Annotated in this window: 13 protein-coding genes; 2 read left to right on the top strand and 11 right to left on the bottom strand. The window is 69.6% G+C overall.

Annotated features, from left to right (window positions below):
- Nucleotides 1–196 precede the first annotated feature (196 nt).
- Complete coding sequence (locus DKM19_RS03915; RefSeq protein WP_110694512.1) at nt 197–730, bottom strand: MarR family winged helix-turn-helix transcriptional regulator; 534 nt, start codon at nt 728–730, stop codon at nt 197–199.
- A gap of 102 nt (nt 731–832) precedes the next feature.
- On the opposite strand from DKM19_RS03915, the gene DKM19_RS03910 reads away from it, so the two are divergent.
- The gene (locus DKM19_RS03910) at nt 833–1897 is read left to right on the top strand and encodes an alkene reductase (RefSeq protein WP_110694511.1); all 1065 of its coding nucleotides are present in this window, start codon (nt 833–835) and stop codon (nt 1895–1897) included.
- A 125-nt stretch (nt 1898–2022) separates the two neighbouring features.
- Here DKM19_RS03910 and tsaD read toward each other — a convergent pair whose 3' ends face one another.
- The 10 genes from tsaD to glmS form a co-directional block, all read right to left on the bottom strand.
- A complete protein-coding gene (gene tsaD, locus DKM19_RS03905; protein WP_110694510.1) occupies nt 2023–3054 on the bottom strand; it encodes a tRNA (adenosine(37)-N6)-threonylcarbamoyltransferase complex transferase subunit TsaD in 1032 nt (343 codons plus the stop codon).
- A complete protein-coding gene (gene rimI, locus DKM19_RS03900) occupies nt 3047–3478 on the bottom strand; it encodes a ribosomal protein S18-alanine N-acetyltransferase (protein ID WP_089209376.1) in 432 nt (143 codons plus the stop codon). The genes tsaD and rimI overlap by 8 nt, the downstream gene beginning before the upstream one ends.
- Nucleotides 3479–3495: 17 nt before the next feature.
- Nucleotides 3496–4179 carry a tRNA (adenosine(37)-N6)-threonylcarbamoyltransferase complex dimerization subunit type 1 TsaB gene (gene tsaB / locus DKM19_RS03895; RefSeq protein WP_110694509.1) on the bottom strand — a complete coding sequence of 228 codons (684 nt, stop codon included), beginning with the start codon at nt 4177–4179 and terminating at the stop codon, nt 3496–3498.
- A 386-nt stretch (nt 4180–4565) separates the two neighbouring features.
- On the bottom strand, nt 4566–5120 hold the full coding sequence (locus DKM19_RS03890) for a class F sortase (RefSeq protein ID WP_110694508.1): 555 nt from the start codon (nt 5118–5120) through the stop codon (nt 4566–4568).
- 6 nt (nt 5121–5126) lie between these two features.
- Nucleotides 5127–5636 carry a hypothetical protein gene (locus DKM19_RS03885; RefSeq protein ID WP_110694507.1) on the bottom strand — a complete coding sequence of 170 codons (510 nt, stop codon included), beginning with the start codon at nt 5634–5636 and terminating at the stop codon, nt 5127–5129.
- 312 nt (nt 5637–5948) lie between these two features.
- Nucleotides 5949–6401, bottom strand: a complete 453-nt coding sequence (gene tsaE, locus DKM19_RS03880; protein WP_110694506.1) for a tRNA (adenosine(37)-N6)-threonylcarbamoyltransferase complex ATPase subunit type 1 TsaE — start codon at nt 6399–6401, stop codon at nt 5949–5951.
- Entirely contained in the window at nt 6398–7564 is a 1167-nt protein-coding gene (locus tag DKM19_RS03875; RefSeq protein ID WP_110694505.1) for an alpha/beta fold hydrolase, read from the bottom strand. Before DKM19_RS03875 ends, tsaE begins: the two co-directional genes overlap by 4 nt.
- Before the next feature lie 20 nt (nt 7565–7584).
- Nucleotides 7585–8700, bottom strand: a complete 1116-nt coding sequence (gene alr, locus DKM19_RS03870) for an alanine racemase (protein ID WP_110694504.1) — start codon at nt 8698–8700, stop codon at nt 7585–7587.
- A gap of 29 nt (nt 8701–8729) precedes the next feature.
- A complete protein-coding gene (locus tag DKM19_RS03865) occupies nt 8730–10202 on the bottom strand; it encodes an NAD(P)H-hydrate dehydratase (RefSeq protein ID WP_110694503.1) in 1473 nt (490 codons plus the stop codon).
- A 741-nt stretch (nt 10203–10943) separates the two neighbouring features.
- Nucleotides 10944–12788, bottom strand: a complete 1845-nt coding sequence (gene glmS / locus DKM19_RS03860) for a glutamine--fructose-6-phosphate transaminase (isomerizing) (RefSeq protein WP_110694502.1) — start codon at nt 12786–12788, stop codon at nt 10944–10946.
- A gap of 138 nt (nt 12789–12926) precedes the next feature.
- Here glmS and coaA point away from each other — a divergent pair, with 138 nt between their 5' ends.
- The gene (gene coaA, locus DKM19_RS03855; protein WP_110694501.1) at nt 12927–13862 is read left to right on the top strand and encodes a type I pantothenate kinase; all 936 of its coding nucleotides are present in this window, start codon (nt 12927–12929) and stop codon (nt 13860–13862) included.
- Nucleotides 13863–13867: the final 5 nt, after the last annotated feature.

Raw genomic sequence — 13867 nt, 5'->3', positions numbered from 1 at the left:
CCGGTCATGCGATGTGCCCATATCAAGTTCCGGCGGTCACGAAGTGCGCCCGCAGCAAACTTCGGTGATCACGAAGCGCGCCCGCAGCATGCTCCAGTTGTCACATGGTGTTCCCCATGTCGGCTCCGGCGGTCAGGCGATGCGCCCGCGTCGAACTCCTGCCGTCACGTGGTGTTCCCCGTGCCGGTTCCGGCCGTCAGGGGATGGGCCGCGCCTTGAGATTGCCTCCGGCCGGGCGTGCGGCCGCGGCCGCCATCGCCTCGGGGCACAGGTTGTCCCGGACCAAGGCGAGCAGGGACGACAGCACCCCGGCCTGCTCGGGCGTCAGTCCCTGGGTCATCCGCCGGTTGGCCTCGGTCAGCACCCTGCAGATCTCCGGCCGCAGCGCGTCACCCGCCGGTGTGGTGTCCACAATGCTGATGCGCCGGTTGGTCGGACAGGGGCTGCGGCTGACGAACCCACTGCGCTCAAGGCGTTGCAGGCTCTTGGTCATCGTCGACACGTCAATGCCGAGGATCTTCGCCAGGGCGTTCTGTGACTGCGGACCGTTGTCCCAGAGGGCTGCCATCACGCGTTCCTGGCCCGGGTAGAGGTCGACCTCCGCGAGAAGACCGGCGAGCAGCACTCGATGTCCACGCGCCGCCTGAGCCATCAGACAGCTTAGGTCGTTCTCGTCGTCGTCGCGCGTCTCGATCTCGTCGACACCCTCAATGAGCAGCGGCTCAGCCATGTCAGGTTCCTCCTGTTTCCCCTTGAGCCTACCGCTTGCAAGTTGGTCGGCCAAGTTGTATAAATGCTCATTGGCTGGCCAAGTTGGTCGGCCATGAAAGGAATGGTCATGTCCTTCTCACCGTTCACGCTCGCCGGACTTCAACTGCCCAACCGCCTCGTGATGGCCCCCATGACGCGCTCCCGGGCCTATGTCGACGGGATCCCCTCCTCTCTGACCGCCCTCTACTACGCCCAGCGGGCCTCCGCCGGCCTGATCATCACCGAGGGAATCCAGCCGAGCCAGGCGGGTAAGGGCTACATGAACACTCCGGGCCTGCACACCGACGAGCAGGTGACCGGCTGGCGAGAGGTCACGGACGCCGTCCACGCGGCGGGCGGCCGGATCTTCGCCCAGATCATGCACGCCGGCCGGATCGGCCACCCCGACAACACCGGCGGACTGCCGGTCGGGCCGTCCGCCGTACAGCCCGCGACGCAGATGTTCACGCCGAACGGCATGCAGGACATCCCGGTCCCCGTGGAGCTGTCCGCCTCCGAGATCGAGGAGGCCGTTCAGGACTTCGCCGCCGCCGCCGTCCGCGCCATCGAGGCGGGCTTCGACGGGGTCGAGCTGCACGGCGCGAACGGCTATCTCATCCACCAGTTCCTGTCACAGAACGCCAACCTGCGCGAGGACGGCTTCGGCGGGTCCGTGGACGGCAGGATCCGGTTCGCCGTGGAGACCGCCAAGGCGGTCGTGAACGCGATCGGCGCATCCCGGGTCGGCATCAGGATCTCCCCCGGAAACGGCGCCGGCGACCTGGTCGAGGACGACATGCACGAGGTCTACCCGGCACTGGTCTCCGCGCTCTCCGAGCTCGACCTGGCCTACCTGCACCTCGTGGTGAGCCCCTCGGAGGAGCTCAACGAGCGGATCCGCGCGCTCTGGCCGAACACGCTCATCGCCAACGACTCGTCGTTCGCCGATCCCGCCGAGGCCAGTGCCCACTGGCTGAGCCGGGGCGCCGACCTGGTCTCGCTGGGCAAGTCGTTCCTGGCCAACCCCGACCTGCCGATCCGTCTGCGCCTGGGCGCGACGCTCAACGAGGCCGACTTCACCACGGCCTTCGGCGGCGACCACCGCGGTTACACCGACTACCCGACGCTCACCCTCCACTCCGTGTGAGAGCGGAGAGCGCGCGTGGAAGGCGATCATGACTCGGCGACGCCGAGATCACCCGTGCACGGTGGTCACGCCTCGGCGACGCCAGGGTCATACGTGAACGATGGTCATGCCTTGACGACCCGGGATCACAGGTGGACGGTGGTGATCGGCAGGGAGGAGTCCGCCGGGATGTCCAGCCGGGACGGCGTGACACCGGCGGCCACGAGGTCGGAGCCCAGCGCGGCCACCATGGCCCCGTTGTCCGTGCACAGTCCCGGGCTGGGGACGCGGAGCCGCACTCCGGCCGCGTCGCAGCGTTCTTGGGCGAGGGCACGCAGGCGGGAGTTGGCCGCCACACCGCCGCCGATCAGCAGGTCCTGGACGTCGTACTTCGCGCACGCCTGCAGTGCCTTGCGGGTCAGCACGTCGACGACCGCCTCCTGGAACGACGCCGCCACGTCGGGCACGTGGATCGACTCGCCGGAGCGCTCCCGGGCCTCGACCCACCGTGCCACGGCGGTCTTCAGACCGGAGAACGAGAAGTCGAGCGTCCCGTCGTCGCGCTTGCCGCGGGGGAACGCGATGGCCGTGCCGGAACCCTCGCGGGCCGCCCGGTCGATGTAGGGGCCGCCGGGGAATGGCAGGCCGAGCACGCGGGCCACCTTGTCGAACGCCTCGCCCGCGGCGTCGTCCACCGTGGATCCCAGCGAGACGACGTCCTTGGCCACGTCGGGCACCAGCAGCAGGGACGAGTGCCCGCCCGATACCAGCAGGGCGATGCACGGCTTGGGCAGGGCGCCGTGTTCGAGCTGGTCGACGGCCACGTGGGCGGCCAGGTGGTTGACGCCGTACAGCGGCACGCCCAGGCCCAGCGAGTACGCCTTGGCGGCGGCGACGCCGACGAGCAGCGCGCCGGACAGGCCGGGTCCCGCGGTCACCGCGATCGCGTCGATGTCGGTGAAACGCAGGCCCGCGCGCTCCAGGGCCCGCTCGATGGTGGGCGTCATCGCCTCAAGGTGCGCCCTGGAGGCGACCTCGGGCACCACCCCGCCGAAGCGGGCGTGCTGCTCGACGCTGGAGGCGATCGTGTTGGCCAGCAGGGTGTGCCCCTGGACGATGCCCACCCCTGTCTCGTCACAGGAGGTCTCGATGCCCAGGACCAGAGGTTCGTCACGCATTGAGGTCCTTCTTCATCATGATCGCGTCGGTGCCGTCCTCGTAGTAGCCGCGGCGCACGCCGATCCGCTCGAATCCGAAACCGCCGTACACCGCCTGCGCGCCCGGGTTGTCGGCGCGCACCTCCAGGAAGATCGACTGTGCGCCCCGCCGTACGGCCTCGGCCAGCAGCTCGGTCAGCATGGCGCTGCCGATCCCGGTCCGCTGCTTCTCGGCCAGGACGGCGATGGTCTGCACGTCCGCCTGGTCCCCCGCCGCGAAGAGCCCGGCGTAGCCGACGATCTCGTCGTCCACCAGGGCCACCACGTAGTGGCGCGTCCTGGGCTGGTCGCCCAGCTCGCCGCGGAGCATGCCCTCGCTCCACGCGTCCGCGGGGAAGGTCTCCCGCTCGATCTTCATGACCGAGGGCAGGTCGTCCACGGTCATCTGGCGCAGCACCGCGGTCACGAGGAGACCTTCTTGGACGCCGAGGGCACCTGGGCGTCGGGACGGCGCAGGTAGATCGGGAGGGGCAGGCTCAGCACGGGATGCGTGCCGCTCTCGACCACCTCCCGGACGTCCCGCTCGCCGAGCTGCTCGGCGGCCAGCGCCGCCAGGGCTCCCGCGAAGGGGTAGTCGGGCGCGTCCAGCAGGCGGGAGGCGCCGACCGTCTCGGCGTACATTCGCCCGCCGGCGCCGACCAGCGGGATCTCCCCGGGAAGCTCCTGGGGCTTGTCCACCGCGGGTCCGGACAGCCGGGTCCGGAGGTCCTGGTAGTGGCCCCAGAACACCTCCTTGCGCCGGGCGTCGGTGGCCACCAGGAACGGCTCGGTCAGCCCGCTGCCGTAGGCGACGGCGTCGAGCGTGCACACGCCGTACGCCGGGACGCCCAGGGACGTCGCGAGAGCCTGAGCGGTCATCAGGCCGACCCTCAGCCCGGTGTAGGGACCGGGCCCGGAGCCGGCGACGACGACGGTGACGTCGCGGAGCGAGGCTCCGGCCTCCCGCAGGACCGTCTCGATCGTGGGCACGAGCAATTCGCCGTGGCGACGCGCGTCAATCGTCGTCGACTCGGCGAGAACCCTCTCGCCGTCGTGCAGCGCTGCGGTGACGGCGGGGGTCGCGGTATCAAAAGCCAGGACCAGCACGAACAGTTAGCCTAGCTCGTTCTGCGACGGGCAAGGATCCGTCCTGCTCCACAAGGGCCGGGGACGGCCCCGGCGGGAGAGTCCGGGGGCGTGTTCCGAGCGCGGTCCGCCGGATGCGATCACGCTCCGACCGGCCGAAACCGGCGGGACCGGAGCACTCCGTTGTGCGCGTGGAAAGCGCCGGAGCATGCCTTCGTGAGGCGCGGGAAGTGTCAGAGCACGCCGTTGCGAGGCGCGGGAAATGTCAAAACGCACCGTTATGAGACGCGGGAAGCGTCAGAGCACGCCGTCCCGAGACGCGGGAAGCGACAAACGAGCCCTTGTGAGACGCGGGAAGTGTCAGATCGCACCGTTGCAAGGCATGGGAAGCGCCGGAACGGGCCGTCTCAGGTCTTGACGAGAGTGGCGTAGACGATGAGGTTGTCGCGATATTCGTGCTTGTCCCAGTCGAAGTTGCCCCCGCAGGTGATCAGCCGGAGGCCGTCCTCAAGGTAGACCTTGTCGGCGGGGAACTCGTTCTTGCTCACCCGCTCGATGGAGTCCACCCGATACCGGGCGACCTTGCCGTCACTCCGCACGACCTTGATCTCCTGTCCCTCCCGCATGTCCTTGAGCTTGTAGAAGACCGCCGGGGCGGTCTTGGTGTCCACATGCCCGAGAATCACCGCGGGACCCTGGTCGCCGGGGACCGCGCTGTCCTTGACCCAGCCCGCGGTCTGCGGCTTCTCGTACGGCGGAAGCTCGACCGCGCCGTCCTTCACGCCCAGCTTCATCAGGGGCGCCTTGATGCCCAGCGAGGGGATGTCGATGCGGCTGGGCACGACCGCGGCGCGGGCCGGCGGCTTCTCCTCCTCGCCGCCGACCCTGTTGAACGCGACCAGCACGGCACCGGTGATGACTCCGGCCAGGACGATCCGTGACCAGCGAGTGGGTTCGGCCATCGAGATCTACGAACGGCGGCGACGCACGACCGCGAAGCCGATGCCGCCCGCGAGCGCCGCGCCGAGCAGGAGACCGGTCATGCCGAGCGGCATGCTCGAGTCCTCGGGACCGCCGGCCGCGGTGCCGCCGCCGCCCGTCTCCGGCGCCCTGGTGCTGATGATGGTCCTGGTGGTGCTGGGCTTGGGGGTGGCACTCGGCGTGGTCGACGCCACGATCCTGAGGTTGGCCTTGCCGGTGTCGTTGGTCCCGTCGCACCTGGCGTTGATCTCATAGACGCCTACCGCGGTGCCCGCCGCGACCGTGGCCTGGCCGCGGACCCACGGTCGGGGCGTGGGTGTGGCGGTGGCCGAGGGGTCGGGGGTGGGCGTCGTCAGGATCGGATCGAGGGTGACCGGGATACGGAAGATCTTGGAGGAGGCGGTGCCCCGATGCTCGGGTCCCCCCTGGGGGATCGGGCAGTTCGCCAGCACCCACACCTTGTCTCCGGCCTTGGCGCGGGCCGGTTGCAGCTGCACCTCGATGTCCTGTCGGCTGATCGCCGGATCCGGCGAGGTAGCCGTCCCCGTGGGGCTCCCCGAGTTTGCCTCGGCCGTGCATCCGACCATCCCGAAAAAGGCGATGGCCCCTAGAACCGCGACATGCTTGACCTCTGGCACCGTCGAACTCCACTTCGCACTCCGGCCGACGACCCTCGCCCGGCACGATTTCCCACCTCTTCCCCATTAAACATGGGCAAACCCGCCATAGTCGATCTTCGACCCGGATGATCTATATCAAGATGGGAAGTAGTGCCAGGGTGCCAGGGTTCCCCTGCCTACGGGGGCGAATTAGACGACACCCTCCCAGCGCGCGCCTATCCCGCGAAGTCGTACGGTCCGGGCCTCACCGGCCTCGTCCGACTCGCCGCGTTCGATGAGGATCTCCAGCCGGTCGTCGGCGAGCCCCTCCACCAACCCCTCGCCCCACTCCACGACCGTCACCGAGTCCTCCAGCGAGGCGTCCAGGTCCAGGTCGTCGACCTCCAGGTCACCGCCGAGCCGGTAGGCGTCCGCGTGCACCAGCGCCGGGCCGTCCGACAGCGAGGGGTGCACCCTGGCGATGACGAAGGTGGGCGAGGTGATCGGGCCGCGCACCTTGAGCCCGTCGGCGATTCCCTGGACCAGGGTCGTCTTGCCGGCGCCGAGCGGCCCCGACAGGATCGCCAGGTCCCCCGGGCGCAGGAGACCGGCGAGCTCGGCTCCCAGCTCCCGCATCTCCTCCGCGGTCGCCACGACTCTCACTTCTCTGTCACTCCCGTCGATCCGTCTGCGTCATCCGTACCGTCCGTGCCGTCTGCGTCACCGGCGCCGTCCGTGTCGTTCATGTCGTTCGCGCCGTCAGTGTCGTCAGCGTCGTTCGCGACCGCCCGCTTGAGCAGGTCACGCAGCGCGTCGTTGACGACGGTCGGCCGCTCCAGCTGGACCAGGTGCGAGCTGTTGGGCACCTCGGTGAACTGGGCCCGGGGCAGCGCCGCCGCCATCGCCTTGCTGTGTTCGACGGGCGTCAGCCAGTCCTTGTCACCGACCATGATGGACGTCGGCACGTCGTTCAGGACGCTCAGCGCGCTCAGTTTGTCGTGCGACATCAGCGCCGGATAGAACTCGGCGATCACCTCGAACGGGGTCGAGCGGATCATCGACTCCGCGAAGTCCACCACCGTGGGGCTGACGCTCTTGGAGTCTCCGAAGCCCAGGTGACGCAGGGCCAGGAAGGCCACGTCGTTTCCCACCTGGCGACTCCTGTCCACCAGCGTGCCGCCCCGGCTCAGTATCGACACCGTGCCCGGCGTGACCTTGTGCACGGCCTTGGACAGCATCGCGGGCAGGCCCAGGGAGATCTCGGCCAGCTTGCCGGAGGAGGTGGAGATCAGCGCGACCCCCTTGATCTTGTCGCGGAACAGCTCGGGGTGCCGATCGGCCAGCGCCATGATCGTCATACCGCCCATGGAGTGCCCGACCAGCACACACGGACCGGGAACCAGCGCCTCGATCACCTCGGCGAGGTCGTCGCCGAGCCGGTCGATCGTGCAGTTTCCGTCCATGGTGCGCGGCGAACGCCCGTGGGAGCGCTGGTCCCACAGGACCAGGCGGTAGGAGTCGCACAGGTCGCGCCGCTGGTAGTGCCAGGAGTCGAGATTGAGCGTGTAGCCGTGGCAGAACACCACGGTCAGCGGGGCGTCCTCCTGGCCGTCCACCTCCGCGTAGAGCTTCACTCCGTCGGAGGTGGCGACCGTGACGGGGCGCCCGCGCAGCTCGCCCAGCGGCTCGCTCGACTCCAGATCGGGACGGAGCCTGATGCGGCCGACGGCATACCGCTTGGCGAAGGCCACGGCGGCCACGCCGGCGGACGCGACACCGACGACCGCGCCCGCGATGCCGACCTTGCGCCGTGTGATGACACTCATGCGACCCCCTGAAACGCCTCTCACCGGTAAACGCGTGGAACCCGCGAACCGATCCTGGTCACGATCTCATGCGTGATCGTGCCAAGGGAATCCGCCCACTCCTGTGCGGTCGGCTCGCCCTGCGAACCGTCACCGAACAGGACCACCTCGTCACCTTCCGCCAGTGGGTCGTCTCCCACGTCGATCATGAACTGGTCCATGCAGACCCGCCCGGCGATCCGCCGCCGCCGGCCCCCCGCCAGCACCTCCGCCCGGTTGGTGGCGTGCCTCAGGATCCCGTCCGCATACCCGAGGGGGACCAGCCCAAGCGTGGTTTCCCGATCTGTGACATACAGGTGCCCATAGGACACACCGGAATCCGCGGGCACCCGCTTGACCAGGGCTATCCGTGCCACCAGGGTCATCGCGGGGCGCAGCCCGAAATCTCCGAGCTCGGGCACGGGGCTCAGGCCGAAGGTCGCGATGCCCGGCCGCACCATGTCGTAGCGCGCCTGCGGCAGCGTCAGGATCGCCGCCGAGTTGGCGATGTGCCTGATGATGTGGGAGCCCCTGACGCCCGCCTTGTCGGCGACGGCCAGGGCCTCGTCGAAGGCGGCGAGCTGGAGCGCTATGGAGGGGTCTCCCGGCATGTCGGCGCAGGCGAAGTGCGACCAGAGCCCGACGATCTCGATCGTGCCCTCGGCCTGCCTGCCCAGCGCCCGGTCCAGCAGCGCGGGCCATTCCGCGAGCGCCGCGCCGCCGCGCGACATGCCGGTGTCGACCTTCAGATGCACCCTGGCGGCCCTGCCCGCGCGGCCCGCGGCCCCGGCGATCGCGTCCACCAGCCCGGGAGAGGCCGCGGACAGCTCGATGTCCTGCTGGACCGCCTCGTCCAGCGGCTCGTTCGGCGGGATGATCCACGACAGGATGGGCGCGGTGATCCCCGCGGCCCGCAGCTCCAGGGCCTCGCGGACATAGGCGGTGCCCAGGCGGTCGGCCCCGCCCGCAAGGCAGGCCCGCGCGCCGGGGATCAGCCCGTGCCCGTAGGCGTCGGCCTTGACCGCGACCATGGTCTCGGCGCCCGGAGCGTGACTCCTGAGCAGCGCGAGATTGTCCCTGATCGCTGAGAGGTTCACCCGCGCTTCGGCAGGAGTCATCGGAGAGCTCATTTTTCCAGTCTGGCAGGTCAGCCGTCTTCCCGGGGCCGATTCATGATCGATCTCACCACCTCGGGGATCGCCTCGACGACGTCCCCGGCGGCGAGCGGTCCGCGTTGACCGGCGATTCCGTGGAGATAGGCGGCGCAGGAGGCCGCGTCGTACCCGCCGAGGCCCGCGGCCAGCAGCGTGCCGGTGAGTCCGGCGAGCACGTCACCGGTGCCGCCGGTGGCCAGCCACGGGCTGCCGGTGGGGTTGATCCTGACCGGCCGCCCCTCCTCGGCGACCAGCGTGGTCGAGCCCTTGAGCAGCACGGTCACGCCCAGCTCCGCCGCCGCCCGCCGTACGTGCTCCAACCCTCGCGCCTCGATCCGCGCCCGTGGCACGTCCAGCAGCCGCGACAGCTCGCCCGCGTGCGGAGTGATCAGCACGGGTGCGGTACGGCGGAGCAGCGTCCTGTCCTTGGCGACCAGCGTCAGCGCGTCGGCGTCCACGAGCACCGGGACATCGCTCGCCAGCACCGAACGGGCGATGGCGAGCGCGTCCTCGTCGGTGCCGAGCCCGGGTCCGAGCACCCACGCCTGCACGCGGCCCACCTCCTCGATCCCCTCCCCCGGTGCGAGCGTCGTGATCACGGTCTCGGGCCAGCGGGCCCGCACCTGCGCCACCGGCTCGGCGACGCCCGCGTAGCGGACCATGCCCGCCCCGGCCCGGATCGCCCCGCCCACGGCCAGCACCGCGGCCCCGGTGTAGCGCTCGCTCCCGGCCGCGATCCCGATGACGCCCCGGCGGTATTTGTCGGAGGTGGCGTCAGGTCTGGGCAGCCGCAGCGCCACGTCCGCGTCGGTCAGCGCGGACGCGTCGGGGTCCGGCAGGTAGGGGCCGAGCCCGATGTCGACGAGCTCCGCCCGCCCCGCGTACCGCGAGCCCGGATCGACGAGCAGTCCCGTCTTCCAGGCCCCGAACGTGACGGTGGCGTCCGCCGTGATCGCGGTCCCGTCGACCCGCCCGTCGGCCGCGTCCACTCCGCTCGGCACGTCCACCGCGATCACCTCGCCGGGCGCGTCGTTCGCGAGCCCGGCGAGGGTCGCGTACGGCTCGCGCAACGGCCCGGTCCCGCCGATCCCGACCAGCCCGTCCACGACCAGGACCGCCGCCCCGACGAGCCCTCGGACCGCGGCGTCGTCGCGAGCGTCCGACGTGCGGCCCCCCGCCCGGCGCAGGGCCTCCAGCCCCCCGGCATGGACCCGCGACCCGGCGAGGATCGCGTCCACCCTGGCTCCCCTGGACGCCAGGCGCGCCCCGGCGTAGAGGGCGTCGCCGCCGTTGTCGCCGCTGCCGACGAGCAGCACGACGCGGGAGCCGTACACCGCGCCGAGCATCCTGGCGCAGATCACGGCGAGCCCGGTGGCCGCCCGCTCCATGAGGGTGCCCTCGGGCACGGTGGCCATCAGTGCCGCCTCGGCCGCCCTGATCTGGTCGGAGGTGTACGCGGTCCGCATTCCACCGAATCTAACCTCCGGCGATCACGTAGGCGATGGCGACGCCCCCGTCACGGGTCGGGGAAATATGCCGGCGGGCGACTCCGGGGGCCTGAGCGGCATCCACCGTCCGGCCCGTCACCCACGGCTCCGATCGGCCGCTTCCGAGGCGAGGGGCGTGGTTCGACGTTGCGTGGAGGTGTCCAGGGGTCGGCGCTCGGGGGCGCGTCACGATCGAAATCACGGGTGCGGTTCGACGTTCCGTGAGGGCGTCCAGGGGAGAAGATTCGTCCGCTTCCGTTCCGTTCGACGGATTCGCGTCACGTTAACCCGCTACCCTCGAATCCGCTATATGGCATTAATCGCTAATTAACCGGACAAAAGAGTGCCTCCACTCCTTTCCCACTTATGGGCACTCGCAATCCATAGGAGTTATCCACAGGCTGTGGATTGCAACCCGAACTCCGAGGTGAGACCGGCTAAGGTGGCCTTTTAGATCTTTATTTCCCGGGATGTGAGCTTGGTCACCCTCGCATCTTCACGGCCGCCGCGCTGACGGTGATCGCGGCCGTGCTCGCCACCCGGTCCCGTTCCGCTCACGTGCCGGCCACCGGCGGTGCGGTCTTCGCGCTCGACATTCTCTGGCCGGGCTCCCTCCCCCTGCCGAGCGGTTCCCCGCCGGCCGACCTCCTCCGGTCGGCGGCGATCGCCGCCCTGGTCGTGGGCACGCGCCCGTGGGCGATCACCGTGACGACCCCGCCCCTACTCCACCGTGACCGACTTGGCCAGGTTGCGGGGCTGATCGACGTCGTGGCCCTTGGCGGCGGCCAGCTCGCAGGCGAAGACCTGGAGCGGCACCGTGGCGACCAGCGGCTGGAGCAGGGTCGGGACGGCCGGGATGCGGATCAGCGTGTCGGCGTAGGGCTCGACCGCCGTGTCGCCCTCCTCGGCGATGACGATGGTCCTGGCGCCCCTGGCCCGGATCTCCTGGATATTGGACACGATCTTGTCGTGGATCACGCGCTGGCCGATCGGGGACGGGACGACGACCACGACCGGGAGCCCCTCGTCGATCAACGCGATCGGGCCGTGCTTGAGCTCGCCCGCCGCGAAGCCCTCGGCGTGCATGTAGGCCAGTTCCTTGAGCTTCAACGCCCCCTCCAGCGCCACGGGGAACCCCACGTGCCGGCCGAGGAAGAGCACGCACCGCTCGGTGGCCAGCGATCTGGCCAGCGCGCGGACCGGCTCCACGGTCTCGAGCACCTCGTTCACCTTGGACGGCATCTCGGCCAGCCGGTTCATGATCTGGGAGATCTCGTCGCCGAACCTGGTCCCCCGGACCTGGGCGAGATAGAGCGCCACGAGATAGCAGGCGACGAGCTGGGTGAGGAAGGCCTTGGTGGAGGCGACCGCGATCTCCGGGCCCGCATGGGTGTAGAGGACGGCGTCGGACTCGCGCGAGATCGTGGAGCCGTTCACGTTGCAGACGGCCAGTACCCGCGACCGCTGGTCGCGGGCGTGCCGTACGGCCATGAGCGTGTCCATGGTCTCGCCGGACTGGGTGATCACCATGACCAGCGTGTCGCGGTTGAGGATCGGATCCCGGTAGCGGAACTCGCTGGCCAGTTCGACCTCGCATGGCACCCCGGCCCAGTGCTCAATGGCATATTTCGCGATAAGTCCGGCGTGATAGGAGGTTCCGCACGCGACGACGATGATCTTGTTGATGTCCCGCAGCTCCTGGTCCGACAGCCGCATCTCGTCCAGCACCAGCAGGCCCTCCGAGTCGACCCTGCCCAGCAGCGTGTCCGCCACGGCCTGAGGCTGCTCGGCGATCTCCTTGAGCATGAAGTAGTCGTAGCCGCCCTTCTCGGCGGCCGAGGCGTCCCAGTTGACGTGATAATCCCTCGTCTCGGCGGGACGGCCGTGGAAGTCGGTGATCGTGATCCCCGACGTCCGCAGCTCGACCACCTGGTCCTGCCCCAGTTCGATCGCCTCGCGCGTGTAGGCGATGAACGCCGCGACGTCCGAACCGAGGAAGTTCTCCCCCTCCCCCCGCCCGACCACCAGCGGTGAGTTCCTTCGCGCCCCCACCACCACGCCCGGCTCGTCCAGCGAGACCGCGAGCAGCGTGAACGCCCCCTCCAGGCGCAGGCACACCCGGCGCATCGCCTCCGCCAGGCCGCCGACGGCGAACTCCTCCAGCATGTGCGCCACCACCTCGGTGTCGGTCTCGGAGACGAGCTTGTGCCCCTCGCTCTCCAGCTCCGTCCTGAGCGCGGCGAAGTTCTCGATGATCCCGTTGTGGATGACCGCTATCCGCCCGTCACAGTCGGTGTGCGGGTGGGCGTTGCGGTCGGTCGGCGCGCCGTGTGTGGCCCACCGGGTGTGCCCGATCCCGGCCGTCGCCATCGCCGGGGGCCGGGAGACCAGGATGGACCGCAGATTGGCCAGCTTTCCCGCCCTTTTCTCCACGATCAGGTCGCCGTCGTCACCGACCAGGGCTATCCCCGCCGAGTCGTACCCGCGGTACTCCAGCCGCCCGAGCCCCTCGACCACCACCTCGACCGCCTGACGATGACCGGTGTATCCCACTATTCCGCACATGGCCAACCCCCTTCACCTTGAGAGATCGGCCGCTGAGCCTATGGAGAACCCCCGTGGGAACCCAAGATTCCTGCCCGGCATCGGGCAACGCCGTACCCCCCTGAGGGCGCCGCCGGCCGATCAGTAGGCTTCGGAACCATGGCCAACGGGTTAGACACGGCGTCACCATACGTGCAACTGAGCCGGGCGCAGTGGAGCGAGCTCCGCAAGAACACGCCGCTGACGCTCACCGCGGACGAACTCGAGGAGCTGCGCGGCGTCGACGATCCGATAGACCTGGCCGAGGTCACCGACATCTACCTGCCGCTCACCCGGCTGCTGAACCTGCACTTCACCGGGGCCAGGCAGCGCAGCGCGGCACTCAACACCTTCCTCGGGGCCAGTCAGCGGCCCGCGCCGTACATCCTGGGCATCGCGGGCAGCGTCGCGGTCGGCAAGTCCACCACGGCCCGGCTGCTCCACACCCTGCTGGCCCGCTGGCCGGAACACCCCAGGGTGGAACTGATCACCACCGACAGCTTCCTCTACCCGAACCAGGTCCTCACCGAGAAGAACATCACGCACAGGAAGGGCTTCCCGGAGAGCTACGACCGGCGGGCCCTCGTCAGGTTCGTCGCCGACGTCAAGGCGGGGCTGCCCGAGGTCACGGCTCCGGTCTACAGCCACCTGGAGTACGACATCGTGCCCGGCGCGACCCAGACCGTGCACAGGCCCGACATCCTCATCGTCGAGGGCCTCAACGTCCTGCAGCCCGCCCCGCCCACCGCGCTCGCGGTCAACGACTACTTCGACTTCTCGATCTACGTGGACGCCAAGGTCGAGCACATCCGCAACTGGTACGTGGACCGCTTCCACAAGCTCCGGCGGACCGCCTTCGAGGATCCCAAGTCCTACTTCAAGTATCTCGCCGAGCTGTCGGCCGAGGAGGCGACCACGTTCGCCGAGAACGTGTGGCGCGACATCAACGAGCGCAACCTCGTGGAGAACATCGCCCCCACCCGGGGACGGGCCGGCCTGGTGCTGTACAAGGGCCCGAACCACTCGATCCAGCGCGTACGGCTCCGCCGCATCTGACTCCC

It is taken from the genome of Streptosporangium sp. 'caverna', from assembly GCF_003203775.1.
Classification (GTDB): Bacteria; Actinomycetota; Actinomycetes; order Streptosporangiales; family Streptosporangiaceae; genus Streptosporangium; species Streptosporangium subroseum.
This window is presented reverse-complemented; position numbering and strand designations above follow the sequence as displayed.

Coding starts and splice junctions, on each gene's coding strand:
- DKM19_RS03915 (WP_110694512.1), bottom strand. CDS start 730: ATGGCTGAGCCGCTGCTCATTGAGGGTGTCGACGAGATCGAGACGCGC.
- DKM19_RS03910 (WP_110694511.1), top strand. CDS start 833: ATGGTCATGTCCTTCTCACCGTTCACGCTCGCCGGACTTCAACTGCCC.
- tsaD (WP_110694510.1), bottom strand. CDS start 3,054: ATGCGTGACGAACCTCTGGTCCTGGGCATCGAGACCTCCTGTGACGAG.
- rimI (WP_089209376.1), bottom strand. CDS start 3,478: ATGACCGTGGACGACCTGCCCTCGGTCATGAAGATCGAGCGGGAGACC.
- DKM19_RS03890 (WP_110694508.1), bottom strand. CDS start 5,120: ATGGCCGAACCCACTCGCTGGTCACGGATCGTCCTGGCCGGAGTCATC.
- DKM19_RS03875 (WP_110694505.1), bottom strand. CDS start 7,564: ATGAGTGTCATCACACGGCGCAAGGTCGGCATCGCGGGCGCGGTCGTC.
- alr (WP_110694504.1), bottom strand. CDS start 8,700: ATGACTCCTGCCGAAGCGCGGGTGAACCTCTCAGCGATCAGGGACAAT.
- DKM19_RS03865 (WP_110694503.1), bottom strand. CDS start 10,202: ATGCGGACCGCGTACACCTCCGACCAGATCAGGGCGGCCGAGGCGGCA.
- glmS (WP_110694502.1), bottom strand. CDS start 12,788: ATGTGCGGAATAGTGGGATACACCGGTCATCGTCAGGCGGTCGAGGTG.
- coaA (WP_110694501.1), top strand. CDS start 12,927: ATGGCCAACGGGTTAGACACGGCGTCACCATACGTGCAACTGAGCCGG.